The 15881-nt window shown below is 71.1% G+C and carries 15 protein-coding genes; 7 read left to right on the forward strand and 8 right to left on the reverse strand.

Annotation, left to right across the window (positions count from 1 at the left end):
- The first annotated feature begins 199 nt into the window (after positions 1-199).
- On the forward strand, positions 200-2968 hold the full coding sequence (locus tag OG584_RS28460) for a penicillin acylase family protein (RefSeq protein WP_405782065.1): 2769 nt from the start codon (positions 200-202) through the stop codon (positions 2966-2968).
- A 74-nt stretch (positions 2969-3042) separates the two neighbouring features.
- On the opposite strand, the gene OG584_RS28465 is transcribed toward OG584_RS28460, so the two are convergent.
- Positions 3043-4290: an exo-beta-N-acetylmuramidase NamZ domain-containing protein gene (locus tag OG584_RS28465; RefSeq protein WP_405782067.1), complete on the reverse strand. Its 1248-nt coding sequence runs from the start codon at positions 4288-4290 to the stop codon at positions 3043-3045.
- Positions 4291-4410: 120 nt separating this feature from the next.
- Here OG584_RS28465 and OG584_RS28470 point away from each other — a divergent pair, with 120 nt between their 5' ends.
- The 4 genes from OG584_RS28470 (at position 4411) to OG584_RS28485 (ending at position 7741) form a co-directional block, all read left to right on the forward strand.
- Entirely contained in the window at positions 4411-5172 is a 762-nt protein-coding gene (locus OG584_RS28470; protein WP_405784324.1) for an SDR family oxidoreductase, read from the forward strand.
- Positions 5169-6833, forward strand: a complete 1665-nt coding sequence (locus OG584_RS28475; protein ID WP_405782069.1) for a class I adenylate-forming enzyme family protein — start codon at positions 5169-5171, stop codon at positions 6831-6833. Before OG584_RS28470 ends, OG584_RS28475 begins: the two co-directional genes overlap by 4 nt.
- Before the next feature lie 54 nt (positions 6834-6887).
- Positions 6888-7484, forward strand: a complete 597-nt coding sequence (locus OG584_RS28480; protein ID WP_405782070.1) for a TetR/AcrR family transcriptional regulator — start codon at positions 6888-6890, stop codon at positions 7482-7484.
- A 95-nt stretch (positions 7485-7579) separates the two neighbouring features.
- On the forward strand, positions 7580-7741 hold the full coding sequence (locus OG584_RS28485) for a hypothetical protein (RefSeq protein WP_405782072.1): 162 nt from the start codon (positions 7580-7582) through the stop codon (positions 7739-7741).
- Between the two features lie 168 nt (positions 7742-7909).
- Here OG584_RS28485 and OG584_RS28490 read toward each other — a convergent pair whose 3' ends face one another.
- Both OG584_RS28490 and OG584_RS28495 read right to left on the reverse strand, forming a co-directional pair.
- A complete protein-coding gene (locus OG584_RS28490; RefSeq protein ID WP_405782074.1) occupies positions 7910-9124 on the reverse strand; it encodes an acyl-CoA dehydrogenase family protein in 1215 nt (404 codons plus the stop codon).
- Positions 9125-9132: 8 nt separating this feature from the next.
- Entirely contained in the window at positions 9133-10155 is a 1023-nt protein-coding gene (locus OG584_RS28495; RefSeq protein ID WP_405782076.1) for a phosphotransferase family protein, read from the reverse strand.
- A 267-nt stretch (positions 10156-10422) separates the two neighbouring features.
- On the opposite strand from OG584_RS28495, the gene OG584_RS28500 reads away from it, so the two are divergent.
- The gene (locus OG584_RS28500) at positions 10423-11358 is read left to right on the forward strand and encodes an NADP-dependent oxidoreductase (RefSeq protein WP_405782078.1); all 936 of its coding nucleotides are present in this window, start codon (positions 10423-10425) and stop codon (positions 11356-11358) included.
- Here the strand turns inward: OG584_RS28500 and OG584_RS28505 are convergent.
- The 5 genes from OG584_RS28505 to OG584_RS28525 form a co-directional block, all read right to left on the reverse strand.
- Entirely contained in the window at positions 11333-11731 is a 399-nt protein-coding gene (locus OG584_RS28505) for a hypothetical protein (RefSeq protein WP_405782080.1), read from the reverse strand. The two genes, OG584_RS28500 and OG584_RS28505, sit on opposite strands and share 26 nt — an antisense overlap.
- Positions 11732-11842: 111 nt before the next feature.
- Positions 11843-12151, reverse strand: a complete 309-nt coding sequence (locus tag OG584_RS28510; RefSeq protein WP_405782082.1) for a DUF202 domain-containing protein — start codon at positions 12149-12151, stop codon at positions 11843-11845.
- Positions 12148-12543 carry a YidH family protein gene (locus tag OG584_RS28515; protein WP_405782084.1) on the reverse strand — a complete coding sequence of 132 codons (396 nt, stop codon included), beginning with the start codon at positions 12541-12543 and terminating at the stop codon, positions 12148-12150. The genes OG584_RS28510 and OG584_RS28515 overlap by 4 nt, the downstream gene beginning before the upstream one ends.
- Positions 12544-12553: 10 nt before the next feature.
- Complete coding sequence (locus OG584_RS28520) at positions 12554-13138, reverse strand: NUDIX domain-containing protein (protein ID WP_405782086.1); 585 nt, start codon at positions 13136-13138, stop codon at positions 12554-12556.
- On the reverse strand, positions 13135-14022 hold the full coding sequence (locus tag OG584_RS28525) for a DMT family transporter (RefSeq protein WP_405782088.1): 888 nt from the start codon (positions 14020-14022) through the stop codon (positions 13135-13137). The genes OG584_RS28520 and OG584_RS28525 overlap by 4 nt, the downstream gene beginning before the upstream one ends.
- A 159-nt stretch (positions 14023-14181) precedes the next feature.
- On the opposite strand from OG584_RS28525, the gene OG584_RS28530 reads away from it, so the two are divergent.
- A complete protein-coding gene (locus OG584_RS28530) occupies positions 14182-15855 on the forward strand; it encodes an FAD-binding dehydrogenase (protein WP_405782090.1) in 1674 nt (557 codons plus the stop codon).
- Positions 15856-15881 lie beyond the last annotated feature (26 nt).

The raw sequence follows: 15881 nt of genomic DNA on the forward strand, positions 1-15881 counted from the left end.
GTCGCTGAATACTGCTGCGTCAGTCAATGGACGTACGGCTACCCGGATCGGCTCCATCGAATTCCCGATGGGAGCCATCACCGATGCGACCGCTCCGGCACCTGTGTGGCGATTCGGAAAAGGTGACGCATGTTCACCTTACTGACGGGTCACCTCGCCAGTACCGTCCGTCTCATCGGCTTCCCCCTCAGGAGCATTCATGCGACGACGCACCGGAAAGCTCAGAACTGCCATCGCTGTAGCTGTGTTCGCGCTCGGCGCGGGCCTGATGACACCGCCGCCGGCTACCGCCGCGGACCCCGTCACCGACTACTGCAAGAGCCAGTGCAACGACATCCTGCCGCCGGGCGAGAACGGCAACGCCACCCTCGCCCAGATCCTCGCCCACCGGGCGCTGGGCACCCGGCCCGACCACAGCGCCGACCAGCTCGGACCGTACGACGCGCTGCCCGCCGGGGCCCCGTCGCTCACCGACTCCACCCTGGGCAACTTCTTCAACGACGGCTCGTTCGGGGTCCCCGCGGACCAGGTGGCATCGGTCACCAAGCCGCGCGACGACGTCAGCATCACCCGCGACAAGAAGACCGGCGTGCCGCACATCCAGGGGACCACGCGCTACGGGACCGAGTTCGGCGCCGGATACGCGGCGGGCCAGGACCGGCTCTGGCTGATGGACCTCTTCCGGCACATCGGCCGCGGCGAGCTCACCTCCTTCGCCGGCGGCGCACTCGCCAACCAGGGCCTCGAGCAGGAGTTCTGGCCGCAGGCTCCGTACACCGAGCAGGACCTCCAGGACCAGGCCGACCGGATAGCGGCCCAGGGCGCGCGCGGCAAGCAGGCCATGGACGACGCGCAGGCGTACGTCGACGGCATCAACGCCTACCGGCAGAAGTCCAAGGACGGCCGCTACTTCCCGGGTGAGTACGTCCTCACCGGGAAGATCGACGCGATCACCAACGCCGGTGAGATAGAACCCTTCAAGATCACCGACATGATCGCGCTCGCCTCGGTCGTCGGAGGACTCTTCGGCGGTGGCGGTGGCGGCGAGGTCCAGGCCGCGCTCTCGCTGCTCTCCGCCCAGCAGAAGTACGGCGTCACCGAGGGCAGCAAGGTCTGGGAGTCCTTCCGGGAGCGCAACGATCCGGAAGCGACTCTCACCGTCCACGACGGCACCAGCTTCCCGTACGCGCAGAAGCCCGCTGACCCCAAGGGCGCCGCGATGCCGGACCAGGGCTCCGTGAAGGCCGAACCGCTGGTGTACGACCGGACCGGAGGGGCCAAGAGCGGCGCGAAGGCACCGGTCAGCGCCCCGAAGAAACTGAAGCCCGTCCAGGGCATGTACGACAACGGAGTCCTGCCCGCCGATCTGTTCAGCAGCAAGAAGGGCATGTCGAACGCTCTGGTCGTCTCCGGGCAGCACACCGCGAGCGGAAATCCCGTCGCCGTGTTCGGCCCGCAGACCGGGTACTTCCTGCCCCAGCTGCTGATGCTGCAGGAACTCCAGGGCCCCGGCATCAGCGCCCGCGGAGTCTCCTTCGCCGGTGTCGGCATGTACATCCAGCTCGGCCGGGGCCAGGACTACGCCTGGAGCGCCACATCGGCGGGCCAGGACATCACCGACACCTATGCCGTGGAACTCTGCCAGGACGACACCCACTATCTCTTCCACGGCGTCTGCACCCCGATGGAGAAGATGGAGCGGACCAACTCCTGGAAGCCCACCGTCGCCGACTCCACGGCGGCCGGCTCCTACCGGATGCAGGTCTACCGGACCAAGTACGGCATCGTGACGCACCGGGCGACCGTCGGCGGCAAACCCGTCGCGTACACCTCGCTGCGCAGCACCTACGGGCATGAGGCCGACTCGATCGTCGGCTTCCAGATGATGAACGACCCGGGCTATGTGAAGGACGCCAAGACCTTCCAGGAGGCGGCCGACCACATCGGCTACACCTTCAACTGGTTCTACGCGGACTCCCGGCAGGCCGCCTACTTCAACAGCGGCATGAACCCGGTGCGCGCGGACGGTGTGGACGCCTCGCTGCCCGTCAAGGCCGAACCGGCCTACGAGTGGAAGGGCTTCGACCCCGGCCAGCACACCACCGACGTGACCCCGGCCGCCGAGCATCCGCAGTCCGTCGGCCAGGACTACTACGTCTCGTGGAACAACAAGCAGGCCAAGGACTACTCGTCGGCCGGGTTCGGCAACGGCTCGGTGTACCGGGTCGACCTGCTGGGCGACCGCGTGGCGAAACTCGTCGCCAAGGGCGGCGTGACCCGGGCCTCGCTGACCCGCGCGATGGCCGAGGCGGCCGTCACCGACCTGCGCGGCGAGGACGTCCTGCCCGAACTCCTCGACGTCGTACGGAGCAAGCCCGTCACCGACCCGGCCGAGGCCAAGGCCGTCGAGCAGCTGGAGGCCTGGGCCGCCGACGGCAGCCAGCGCAAGGAGAACGCCCAGAGCTCGCACGTGTACACCCATCCGGACGCCGTGCGGATCATGGATGCCTGGTGGCCGCTGCTGGTGGAGTCCGAGTTCAAACCCGGGCTCGGCGACGACCTCTACTCGGCGCTCACCGCCAACCTCTCCGTCGATGAATCTCCGTCGGCGGGCCACGGGCCCACCGGGGCCCACGCCGGATCGGCCTTCCAGTACGGATGGTGGAGCTATGTCGACAAGGACATCCGTACGGTCCTGGGGCGTCCGGTGCAGGGCAAACTGGGCAAGGAGTACTGCGGAGGAGGCGACCTGAGCGCCTGCCGGGACGTGCTGCTCTCGACCCTGGGCCAGGCCGCGGCCAAGACCCCGGCACAGGTCTACCCCGGCGACGACAGCTGCGCCGCCGGTGACCAGTGGTGCTCGGACGCGATCATCCACCGTCCGCTGGGCGGGCTGAAGTTCTGGCCCATCCAGTGGCAGAACCGGCCCACGTACCAGCAGGTCGTGGAGTTCCCCTCGCACCGGTAGCGGGTGCAGCGGATACCGGGAACAGAAAACCGCGGGCCGGGCCGGACAACTCCGGCCCGGCCCGCGGCCGTTGCTCAGCGGTACGCCAGATACCGTTCGCGGACCGAGCGGAAGGCGCTGAGTTCGCCCTGCCAGGCAGCCACCACGTCGTCGGTGCCCGCGCCCTTGTCGATTGCCGTGCGGACCTGCTCGGACCCCGTCAGCTTGTCGATCCAGTTGTCGGAGCGCCAGGCGAATCCCGGCCACACCCTCTTCGCCGTGACCAGCAGTCCGACGGCGGTCCGCACCGGGTCGAACACCGTACGGTCCTGCACGTGGAGCTGCACACCTCCGGCCGTCTTCCCCTCGAACTTGTCGAACGTCGGTGCGAAGTACGCCTCGCGGAAGACGACTCCTGGCAGCTCCAGCGCGTTGGCGGCCTCCGCCCACCGCCGGTCGATCCCCTCGGCCCCCAGCAGTTCGAAGGGCCTGGTGGTGCCCCGGCCCTCGGAGAGGTTCGTCCCCTCGAAGAGACAGGTGCCCGAGTAGACGAGAGCGGTGTCGGGCGTCGGCATGTTGGGGCTCGGCGGCACCCACGGCAGCCCCGTGGCATCGAAGAAATCGCCCCGGCGCCAGCCCGACATCCGCACGGTCTCCAGCTCGACCGGCTTCGCGAGGAACTCACCGTTGAACAGCCGCGCCAGCTCGGTCACCGTCATCCCGTGCGCCTGCGAGATCGGCTGCCGTCCGACGAACGTCGCGAACTCCTTGTGCAGCACAGGGCCGAGCGCGGCCCGCCCGGTGACCGGGTTCGGCCGGTCCAGCACCACGAAGCGCAGGCCCGCGAGCGCCGCCGCCTCCATGCAGTCGTACAGCGTCCAGATGTACGTGTAGAAGCGGGCGCCGGCGTCCTGGATGTCGAAGACCACCGTGTCCACGCCGGACGCGGTGAAGATGTCCGCCAGCGGCTGCCCGCTCTTCGTGTACGTGTCGTACACCGGCAGTCCGGTCGCCGGATCGTCGTACCGTCCCTCCGAACCGCCCGCCTGCGCCGTGCCGCGGAACCCGTGCTCCGGGCCGAAGACGGCGGTGAGGTTCACCTCCCGGTCGGCGTGCATGACATCGACGATGTGCCGGACGTCCTGGGTGACCCCGGTGGGGTTCGTGACGATCCCGACCCGCTGCCCGTCGAGCAGTCCGTATCCGTCGGCGGCCAGCCGGTCGAATCCGGTGCGCACCCGGCCGCGCGACCCGCTCGCGGCGGCCGGTTGCGCCGCGCCCACGGCCCCGAGCGCTCCCACCGCTCCGCTCGCTGCCAGCAGTCCCCGCCTGGAAAGGTTCATCGGGCTACCTCCTTGGTCTCGCCGACTGTCATGGGCACGCAGGCTAGTCCCGTGACCCCTTTCCCTGCTCCATACCGACTGGTTAGTCTGCTGGTGCATTCAATGGAGAGGCAGGTCCAGATGGGTACGGTCGACGGCGCGGGTGTAGTGGTCACAGGGGCGGGCGGCGGTATCGGTGCCGCACTGGCCCGGCGGTTCGCCGCGGAGGGAGCGCGTGTCGTCGTCAACGATCTGGACGCCGCCAAGGCCGGTGCGGTGGCGGCGGAGATCGGCGCGACCGCGGTGCCCGGCGACGCGTCGACGATCGTGGACGCCGCCCGGGAGGCGCTCGGCGGCCGCGTCGACGTCTACTGCGCCAATGCCGGCCTCGGCTCGCCCGGTGACCCCTTCGCCGACGAGGCGGTCTGGGCGTCCGCCTGGGACGTCAACGTGATGGCTCATGTCCGCGCCGCCCGCGCGCTGTTGCCCGACTGGCTGGAGCGCGGCGAGGGCCGGTTCGTCTCGACGGTGTCGGCCGCCGGGCTGCTCACCATGATCGGCGCGGCGCCGTACAGCGTGACCAAGCACGGTGCGCTCGCCTTCGCCGAGTGGCTCTCGCTCACCTACCGCCACCGGGGACTGAAGGTCCACGCGATCTGCCCCCAGGGCGTACGGACCGACATGCTCACATCGGCGGGTTCCGCGGGCGATCTGGTGCTTGCCCCGACGGCGATCGAGCCCGGGGAAGTCGCCGACGCGCTCTTCGCCGCCATCGCCGAGGACCGGTTCCTGGTACTGCCGCACCCGGAGGTCGCCGGGTACTACCAGGCGCGTGCCGCCGAGCCGGACCGGTGGATCGGCGGCATGAACCACCTCCAGCAGAAGTGGGAGGCCGCGCAGTGAGCACCTCCGTCTATGCGGCGAAGCCCTGGCTCGGGCTGCTCAGCGAGGCCCAGCGCCGCCCCCTGCACCCGCGGGCGAGCGTGGTGCACGCCTTCCGCGACGCGGTGGCCCGCACTCCGGAACACCCGGCCCTCGCCTACTTCGACGGGCGGCTCACCTACCGCGAGACCGACGCCCTATCCGACTCGGTCGCGGGGCATCTCGCCGCCAGGGGTGTCGGTCGCGGGGACCGCGTCGCGATCATGCTGCAGAACTCGCCGCACTTCGTACTGGCGCTGCTCGGCGCCTGGAAGGCGGGCGCCACCGTCGTGCCGCTCAACCCGATGTACAAGTCGGGCGAGGTCGGCCACGCCCTGCGGGACGCCGACGTCACCGCGCTGGTCTGCTCCGACCGCGCCTGGGAGGAGTATCTGCGGGAGACGGCGGCCGGTTCCCCGCTGCGGTTCGCGCTCACCGCCTGCGAACGCGACCTGCAGAGCCGTGACGACACACGGGTGCTCGGCTTCGAGCGGCTCCCGTGCCCCGACGACACCGACGATCTGGTGGCGGTCGCCCGGCTGGGGCTCCCGGCCCCAGCGGACCGCGATCCGCGCCCCACCGATGTGGCCCTGATCAGCTACACGTCGGGCACCAGCGGGACACCCAAGGGCGCGATGAACGCGCACGCCAAGATCATGGTGAACGCCGAACGCCAGCGCACCGGGCACCCCGTCGCGGAGGGCTCGGCGTACTTCGCGCTCGCGCCCCTCTTCCACATCACCGGCATGGTCTGCGAACTCGCCGCGTGCGTCGCCAACGCCGGCACGCTCGTCCTCGCGTACCGGTTCCACCCCGGAGTGGTCCTCGACGCGTTCACCGAGCACCGCCCCGCCTACACCGTCGGCCCCTCCACCGCTTTCATGGCGCTCGCGGCGGACCCCTCGGTCACCCCGGAGCACTTCGCGTCCTTCAAGGTGATCTCATCGGGCGGCGCACCGCTGCCGCCGGCGCTGGTGGACGGTTTCCGCGAGCGTTTCGGCCCGTACATACGCAACGGCTACGGACTCACCGAGTGCACGGCCCCGTGCGCCTCCGTCCCGCCCGAGCGGGAGGCGCCGGTCGACCCGGTGTCCGGCACGCTCTCCGTCGGGGTGCCGGGTCCCGACACCGTGGTGCGGATCATCGACGCCAGGGGCGACGAGATGCCCTTCGGCGGACAGGGCGAGATCGTGGTGAGCGGGCCGCAGGTCGTCTCCGGCTACTGGGGGCGCCCGGACGCCACCGCCGAGACGTTCCCCGGCGGGGAGCTGCGCACCGGGGACATCGGGTTCATGGACCAGGACGGGTGGCTCTACGTCGTCGACCGGATGAAGGACATGATCAACGCATCAGGCTTCAAGGTCTGGCCGCGTGAGGTGGAGGACGTCCTCTACACCCATCCGGCGGTGCGGGAGGCCGCGGTGGTCGGGGTCCCCGACGCCTACCGCGGCGAGTCGGTCAAGGCGTACGTGAGCCTGCGGCCCACGGGCTCCGGAACCGCTCCGGACCCCGCGGAGCTGGCGGCCTACTGCAAGGAGCGCCTCGCGGCGTACAAGTACCCGCGCGAGGTCGAGATCCTGCCGGAGCTGCCGAAGACGACCAGTGGGAAGATCCTCAGGCGGGAACTGCGTTCCCCGCAGTGAACGGTCGCGGGCAGACGTGCACGGCGAGCACACGAACGGACGGAAGGTGCGGCGATGGCAGCCAGAACGACCGACGGGAACGGCGTCCCCGTCCCGCAGAGGCTGCTGGCCGCCGCCACCCGGCTCTTCGCCGAACGCGGTTACGACCGGACCTCGGTCCAGGAGATCGTCGAAGCGGCAGGGGTCACCAAGGGTGCCCTCTACCACTACTTCGGCTCCAAGGAGGATCTGCTCCAGGAGGTCTACGCCCGGGTGCTGAGACTCCAGCAGGAGCGGCTGGACGCGTTCGCGGACGCCGACGCCCCAGTGGAGGAGCGGCTGCGTGAGGCCGCGGCGGACGTCGTCGTCACGACCATCGACAACCTGGACGACGCGGCGATCTTCTTCCGCTCCATGCACCACCTGAGCCCCGAGAAGAACAAGCAGGTACGGCTGGAGCGGCGCCGGTACCACGAGCGCTTCCGGGCGCTGGTGGAGGAGGGGCAGCGCACCGGGGTCTTCTCGACGGCCACGCCCGCGGACCTGGTGGTCGACTACCACTTCGGGTCCGTGCACCATCTGTCGACGTGGTACCGGCCCGACGGCCCGCTGACACCGCGCGAACTGGCCGAGCAACTGGCCGGCCTCCTGCTGAGAGCGCTGCGGCCTTAGGTGTCCTTGCGCTACGCCCTCCCGGTCGCGCCGGCACAGAGCGAGGACCTCTAGAGTCCCTGCCGGAAAGCCGCCGTGCCGCCCTCTGCTTCCGGGTGGCTCGGTCCGGCCGCGTATGCCGGCGGAGGGGCGATGCGAAATGGAACGGCACCGCCCTCTACCGGTTCGAGGACGGCCGGATCGCCGAGTCCACCTACGTCGAGGACCTCCTCGACCTCCAGCTCCGACTCGGCATCACCGAGATCCCCGCCGCCTGATCGGCCCCCGAAGGCCCCGCCCGTCGACCACTTGGCGACGCCTCCTTCCGCCAGTACCGGATCCGGTGCCGTGCCGTGCCGTGCCGTGCCCTGCCGTGCCGTGCGGGCCGGATCGGGCGGTGCCGGGGCGGGGCGGCGTCCCCCGGCCCCGGCAACGGGCCCGCCTGCCTACAGGTACTTCTTCAGCTCACGCCGCGCCAGAGACCGCTGGTGCACCTCGTCCGGCCCGTCGGCCAGCCTCAGCGTCCTTGCGCCAGCCCAGAGTTCCGCCAGCGGGAAGTCCTGGCTCACCCCGCCCGCGCCGTACAGCTGCACGGCGTTGTCGATGATGTCGATGACCGCGCGCGGCGTCGCGATCTTGATGGCCTGGATCTCCGTGTGCGCCCCCCGGTTGCCCACCGTGTCCATCAGCCAGGCCGTCTTGAGGACGAGCAGCCGCAACTGCTCCACGGTGACGCGGGCGTCCGCGATCCAGTTCTGCACCACGCCCTGCTGGGCCAGCGGCTTACCGAAGGCCGTACGCGACACCGCCCGCCTGCACATCAGCTCGATGGCGCGCTCGGCCATCCCGATCAGCCTCATGCAGTGGTGGATCCGGCCCGGACCGAGACGCGCCTGCGCGATGGCGAAGCCGCCGCCCTCCTCACCGATGAGGTTCGACGCGGGCACCCGGACGTTGTCGAACACCAGCTCGGCGTGGCCGCCGTGGTAGTGGTCCTCGTAGCCGTACACCTGCATGGCGCGGCGGACTTCGAGGCCCGGGGTGTCACGTGGGACCAGGATCATCGACTGCTGGCGGCGGACGTCGGCCCCGTCCGGGTCGGTCTTCCCCATCACGATGAAGATCCTGCAGTCGGGGTTCATCGCCCCCGAGATGTACCATTTGCGGCCGTTGATGACGTACTCGTCGCCCTCACGCGCGATGCGGGTCTCGATGTTCGTGGCGTCGGACGAGGCGACCTCCGGCTCCGTCATGGCGAAGGCCGACCTGATCTCGCCCGCCAGCAGCGGCTCCAGCCACTGCTTCTTCTGCTGCTCGGTGGCGAACTGGAACAGCACCTCCATGTTGCCCGTGTCGGGAGCCGCGCAGTTCAGCGCGGTCGGCGCCAACTGCGGTGAACGGCCCGTGATCTCGGCCAGCGGCGCGTACTGGAGGTTGGTCAGCCCGGCACCGTACTCCGCGTCGGGCAGGAAGAGGTTCCACAGGCCCTGGCGGCGCGCCTCGGCCTTCAGCTCCCCGACCACGGCCGGAGTGTCCCAGGGGGAGGCCAGCTGCGCCCGCTGCTCGTGGGCGACGGTCTCGGCGGGCAGGACGTGGTCGTCCATGAAGGCGAGGAGCTTGGCGCGCAGCTCTTCGGTGCGCGCGTCGAATGCGAAGTCCATGGGGGTGTTCAGCCTTCCTGGAGGGTGGTGAGGCCGTGCTCGATGAAGACGGGGACCAGCGAGCCGATCCGGTCGAATCCGGCGCCGACGGTCTGCCCGAGGGTGTAGCGGTAGTGGATGCCTTCGAGGATCACGGCGAGCTTGAACCACGCGAACGCCGTGTACCAGGCGATGGCGGAGGTGTCCCGGCCCGAGCGGGCCGCGTAGCGCTCGACCAGTTCGCCGGGCGAAGGGTGGCCGGCGGCGCCGCTCGTGGTGGAGACGGGCGATCCGGACACGCCCAGGTCGGAGCTGTACATCACCAGCAGGCCCAGGTCGGTGAGCGGATCGCCGAGCGTCGACATCTCCCAGTCGAGGATCGCGTTGATCCTGTCGTCGTCACCGAGCAGGACGTTGTCCAGGCGGTAGTCGCCGTGCACGACCGTGGGGGCGGGGGAGTGCGGCATGCCCCGGCCGAGTGCGGCGTGCAGTTCGCCGATGCCGGCGAGTTCACGGTTGCGTGAGGCGTCCAGCTGCTTGCCCCAGCGGCGCAACTGCCGGTCGAGGAAGCCGTCGGGGCGGCCGAAGTCCGCGAGGCCCACCGCGTCCGGGTCCACGGCATGCAGATCGACGAGCGTGTCGACCAGGCCCAGGACCGCCGCACGGGTGCGCTCGGCGCCGAGGGGCGCCAGCTGGCCGGCCGTTCGGTACGGAGTGCCCTCGACGAACTCCATGACGTAGAACGGCGACCCGATGACCGACTCGTCCTCGCACAGCAGCACCGGTGCAGGCACCGGGACCCCCGTCGGGTGCAGCGCGCTGATCACCCGGTGCTCGCGCTTCATGTCGTGCGCGGTGGCCAGCACATGGCCGAGCGGGGGCCTGCGTACCACCCACCGGCCGGTCCCGTCGCTGACGGAGTAGGTCAGATTGGACCGGCCGCCCTCGATCAGCCGTGCGCTGAGCGGTCCGTGCACCAGGCCGGGCCGCACCCGGTCGAGATGACCGCGCAGCGCCTCGGGGTCGATTCCCGGTGGATGGACTGCGCTCATGGAGCACCTCCGTGCGTAGGGCGGACGGTCCGGACGGACCGTCGCGCGAATGTCGGCCGGGACGCCGGCGGGAGACGTCTTCGACCATCATGCCGACCAGTCGGTATGCCGTCCAGCCCCGGCCCGGTCCGGCCGACCTGTACGTGATCGTCACACCACTGGTACACCGCCCGGCCGGGCGGGGTTCCACTCCGGCCGGAACCGCCGCCCGTCCCGGTGGGCCGGGTCCGGTTGCGCGCGGCCGGGCCTGACCAGAGGCTCGTAGGTATGAAGGCGATCAGTTACAGCCGTTACGGCGGCCCCGAGGTCCTGGAGTACGGCGAGCGCCCGGAGCCCAAGGTCGGTCCCGACTCCGTACTGGTGAAAGTACGGGCGGCGGCCGTCAACCCGGTCGATGTGCACGCCCGTGAGGGACACCTCGACGCGAGTCTTGAAGCAGTCTTCCCGGTCGTGCCCGGCTGGGACGTCTCCGGTGTCGTGGTGCAGCCGGGCGCCGCGGTGACGGAGTTCGCCGTCGGGGACGAGGTGATGGGGTACGTGCGCGAGGACTTCCTGTCGCGGGGGACCTTCGCCGAGTACGTGGCGGCCCCGGTGCGCACGCTCGCCCGCAAGCCGCTGCGGCTGAGTTTCGAGGAGGCGGCCGGGCTGCCGCTGACCGGGCTCACCGCCTACCAGGCCCTTCGGGCACTCGAGATCCGTTCCGACGACACGGTTCTCGTCCACGCGGCGGCCGGTGGTGTCGGCTCGATGGCCGTGCAGCTGGCCCTGCACTCCGGAGCACGGGTCATCGGCACCGCGAGCAGTCGCAACCACGAGCATCTGCGCACCCTGGGCGCGGAGCCGGTCTCCTACGGCGACGGGCTCGCCGACCGGGTGCGGGCCCTGGCGCCCGGTGGAGTGGACGCGGTCCTCGACACGGTCGGCGGCGACACCCTGAGGCTCTCGGCGAACCTGCTCGCTCCGGAGGGCCGGCTCGCGTCCATCGTCGACGGCGATGTCGCCGAGTTCGGCGGACGGTACGTCTTCGTACGGCCCGACCCGCTGGATCTGCACGTACTGGGCGAACTGGCCGACCAGGGAGTCATCGCGGTCCACGTGGACCGCTCCCTCCCGCTGGAGCAGACGGCCGATGCGCAGCGGCTCAGCGCCGAGGGCCACACCAGGGGGAAGGTCGTCGTCACGGTCGACTGGGACGCGGACTGACCCGTACCCGGGCCGGGCCGCGGCGTCCGTCTCCACCGGGCGCCGCGCCGCCGGCCGGGTCACGGACCCGGAGCGTGGTCCGGGTCAGCCGGTGCGGATTACGGCGCGTCACAGCGCCGAACACCACGGCGGTTTCGGTCATCAGCGCGATCCAGAGAAGGTGCACGGGCCGCCACGAGGGCGGGATCATGGAGACGTCCATGAGGCCCTCAACAAGGACTTCGGCGCCCACCAGGAGATGGAGAACGACGCGCAGGTCGGCCGAGTGCCCCGGCGAGATCCCGTCCCCCGGGGGCCGAGGGCGCCACAGGTATGAGCCGATCGCGTCCCGCAGGACCTTCGCCGCCGTGGCCCACCTGCCGGTGACTCGCACGTCCACTTCGTACCCGGTGCCCCCTCCGATGCCGGCCACGGGATCGCGCGCCGACGCCATCCTGACCGAGGGGAGGGCCGTGGGAAGGGGCGTTGCCGGATGTTCCGGTCCTCAGCGGACGACCGCCGCACCGATGACCGCCAGCGCGACGGGGCAGGCCGCCGCGAGAAGCGCGGTACGCAGGGTCATGGCCGGGGGCTCGCCGCCGGTGCTCACCGCGCGCATCCGGTGGTGCGCGGGCCGCAGGAAGGCCAGCCAGACCAGCGCGCAGAGCGCGATGACGAGGACCCCCGCGGCTGTGGTGCCGTGCTCCACCGCCTGCCTGCCCGCCAGCAGGGCGGCGACGGCGAAGGAGAGAGTCGTGCGCCGCCACGCCAGTCCGGTGCGTTCGGGCTGGAGCCCGGGGTCGCGGGCCGTCACCGGCCGGCCGGCCTGAGGATCACGACGACGACCATCGCCACCGCCACGACGCCCACCGCGAGGCTCAGCGCGGCCGGGAAGCGGGAGACCGGAAGGTCCTCGCCCCGCCGCATCGCCCGCTCGCAGCGCACCCAGTGGTTGACGGCCCGCAGCGCGCACAGCACGCCGGCGCCGAGCAGAGCCAGTGCGAGGCCGGCCCTGACCCCCCACGGCAGGTCCGGCAGGAACTGGTCCACGGCGAAACCGCCACCGATCAGCGCCAGTGCCGTCCGGATCCAGGCCAGGAAGGTCCGCTCGTTGGCGAGCGAGAATCGGTAGTCGGGCGTGCTGCCCTCATCCCGGACCCGCTCCGGTGCGAACCAGAGCCGGAGTCCCCGCAGGTAGTCGATCACCCGTCCGACCCTACGGTCTCCTCACCGGCGCCCGCCGCGCACGGTGCCGGTCCGCGGTCACCGGCGGCCGGAGAGCGGTCAGACGGCGGTACGCGGCGAGACCGTCGGGCACCCACTCCCACGCGCCGATACGCAGGTCCAGTTCCTCGTCGGAGAGGAAGCCGTGCCAGGCGACCTCCTCCACCTGGGGGTTCACGGGCAGCGTGCAGCGCACCTCGTAGACCCAGGACCACCAGCCCTGCCCGGAGCCCTCGTACAGGAACTTGAAGAGCGGCACGGGGGCGGGGAGCCCCGACACGCCCAGTTCCTCCTCCGCCTCCCGCAGGGCCGCCGCGTCGTAGGACTCGCCCGCGCCGACCACCCCGCCCACGAACATGTCGTACAGCGAGGGGAAGACCAGCTTCACCGGTGTCCGCCGGTGGACGAAGATCCGGTCCTCGGCGTCCCGGGCGAGGACGAAGACACAGCGGTGCAGCAGCCCCTTCGCGTACACCTCGCCCCGGCGCGCCTGTCCGGTCACCTGGTCGGACGCGTCGACCACATCGAGGATCTCGTCGGCCGGGGACGCGGGGGGCACGGAGTTCGCAGCGGTCATGCGGCCATCTTCTCCCGTGGCGCGCTCGCCGAACCGGACGGCATCGCCGGGTGCCGTCCCAGCAGCACGATCCCCACGACGATGGCCGCGAGCCCCGCCGACTCCCAGGCCAGCGCCCCGGTGTCGGTGCGCAGCCGGTCGCCGAGGAATCCCACGCCGCAGGCGATGCCCGCGAGCGGCTGCGCGGCGGTGAGCGCGGGCAGCGAGCTGCGCAGCGGCGCGGCCTCGAAGGCGCTCTGCACCAGGAGCAGCCCCGTCACCCCCAGCACGATCACGGCGTACGGCTCCCAGCCCGTCGCGAGCCCCGCCCAGCCGCCGCTCTCCAGATGCTGCCCGCTGATCCGGGTCAGGGCGTCCTGGAGCCCGTACAGCAGCCCGGCGCCGAGCGCGAGGAGGGCGGGTCCCACAGTGAGACGGGTCCGTTTGGCGCAGAGCGCCAGGAAGATCGCGGTACCCGCCACCACGCCGATGATCAGCCAGTGCCGCAGTTCGTTCACCGATGCGGCCCCCGCCTTCGGCTGGCCCGCCAGGATGAAGACCGCCACCCCTCCGGCCAGCAGCGCGAGACCGCCCCAGCCCTGCCGGCCCAGCGGCTGCCCGGTCTGGTAGCGGGAGAGTCCCATGGCGAAGAGCAGATTCGTCGCGAGCAGCGGTTCGACCAGCGAGATCTCGCCCTGGCCGAGGGCCAGGGCCCCCAGGACCATGCCGCAGACCATCAGCGCGATACCGCCGAGCCAGAGCGGCACCCGCACCAGGTCGAGCAGCAGCCGGAAGGAGAGGAAGTCCTTCATCGGGGCGTGCCGGGCGGCTCTCTGCTGGAGCACGAAGCCGAAGCCGAGACAGCAGGCCGCACCCACCGAGAGCGCGAGGACGAGTACGGACACGTGATCAACCTCAAGACCGGCCAGAAGGGGCTGGGTCCTGGCGACGATAGCGCCTGAGGGGGTACCTGCACCCGTTGAGTGCACCGAACGGGACGGTTGACGCGGCTTCGGGACGAACTGAAGATGTGACCCACAAGTAACCTGGCAGGGATGGGGCACATGGCGGACGACGCTGACGTGATCGTGATCGGGGCCGGGCTCGCGGGTCTGGTGGCCACTGCCGAGCTGGTCGACGCGGGGAAGAAAGTGATCCTCCTGGACCAGGAGCCCGAGCAGTCGCTGGGCGGGCAGGCGCACTGGTCCTTCGGCGGCCTCTTCTTCGTCGACTCGCCCGAACAGCGGCGCTTTCGGGTCAGGGACAGCCGTGAGCTGGCGATGCAGGACTGGCTGGGCACGGCGGGTTTCGACCGGCCGGAGGACCACTGGCCCCGGCAGTGGGCCGAGGCGTACGTGGACTTCGCCTCGGGCGAGAAGCGGGCCTGGCTGCACGCCCAGGGGATGCGGTTCTTCCCGGTCGTCGGCTGGGCGGAGCGCGGCGGATACGACGCCACGGGGCACGGCAACTCCGTGCCCCGCTTCCACATCGTCTGGGGCACCGGGCCCGGTGTCGTCGCGCCCTTCGAACGGCGGGTGCGGGCGGGTGTCGCACGTGGCCTGGTGCAGCTGAAGTTCCGCCACCGGGTCACCGGGCTCGCCCGCACCGCCGGTGCTGTGGACACGGTGACCGGTGAGGTGCTGGAGGAGAGCGGCGCCGACCGGGGCACCGCGAGCAGCCGCACGGTCGCCGGAGAGTTCTCCTACCGGGCGCAGGCGGTGATCGTCACATCGGGCGGTATCGGCGGCAACCACGATCTCGTACGGGCCCAGTGGCCGGAGCGGCTCGGCACCCCGCCCGCGCACATGCTGTCGGGGGTACCCGCCCATGTCGACGGGCTGATGCTGGGCATCGCGGAGGCCGCCGGCGGCAGCCAGATCAACCGGGACCGGATGTGGCACTACACCGAGGGCATCCAGAACTGGAACCCGATCTGGGCCAAGCACGGAATCCGCATCCTGCCGGGGCCGTCGTCGCTCTGGTTCGACGCGCGCGGCAAACGGCTGCCGGTGCCGCTCTTCCCCGGCTTCGACACCCTGGGCACGCTGGACCACATCATGAAGTCGGGCCACGACTACACCTGGTTCGTCCTCGACCAGCGCATCATCGGCAAGGAGTTCGCTCTCTCCGGCTCCGAGCAGAACCCGGACCTGACCGGGAAGTCCGTCACGGGCGTCATCGGCAGGGCGCGGGCCGACGTGCCGGCGCCGGTTAAGGCGTTCATGGACCAGGGCGCGGACTTCGTCGTGGAGAAGGACCTGGCGTCGCTGGTCAAGGGGATGAACGCGCTCACGGACGAACCGCTGATCGACGAGGCCGGGCTGCGCCGGGAGATCGTCGCGCGCGACCGGGAGGTCGGCAACCCGTTCACCAAGGACCTCCAGGTGATGGCAGTCCGCGGCGCCCGGAACTACCTGGGCGACAAACTCATCCGAACGGCCGCACCGCACCGCATCCTGGACCCCGCGGCGGGCCCGCTGATCGCGGTGAAGCTGCACATCCTGACGCGCAAGTCCCTGGGCGGGCTGGAGACGGACCTGTCGTCCAGGGTCCTCGCGGAGCCGGCCGGCGGGCCAGGCAGGGGCGAGCCCGTGCCCGGTCTGTACGCGGCGGGCGAGGCGGCCGGCTTCGGCGGCGGCGGGGTCCACGGCTACCGGTCGCTGGAGGGGACCTTCCTGGGCGGCTGCATCTACTCGGGGCGGGCCGCCGGGAGGGCGGCGGCGCGGGCGGTGGACTGACGGCCGGCGGGGCCGCCCCGGAGCCG

The sequence above is a fragment of the Streptomyces sp. NBC_00859 genome, assembly GCF_045161865.1.
Taxonomy (GTDB): Bacteria; Actinomycetota; Actinomycetes; order Streptomycetales; family Streptomycetaceae; genus Streptomyces.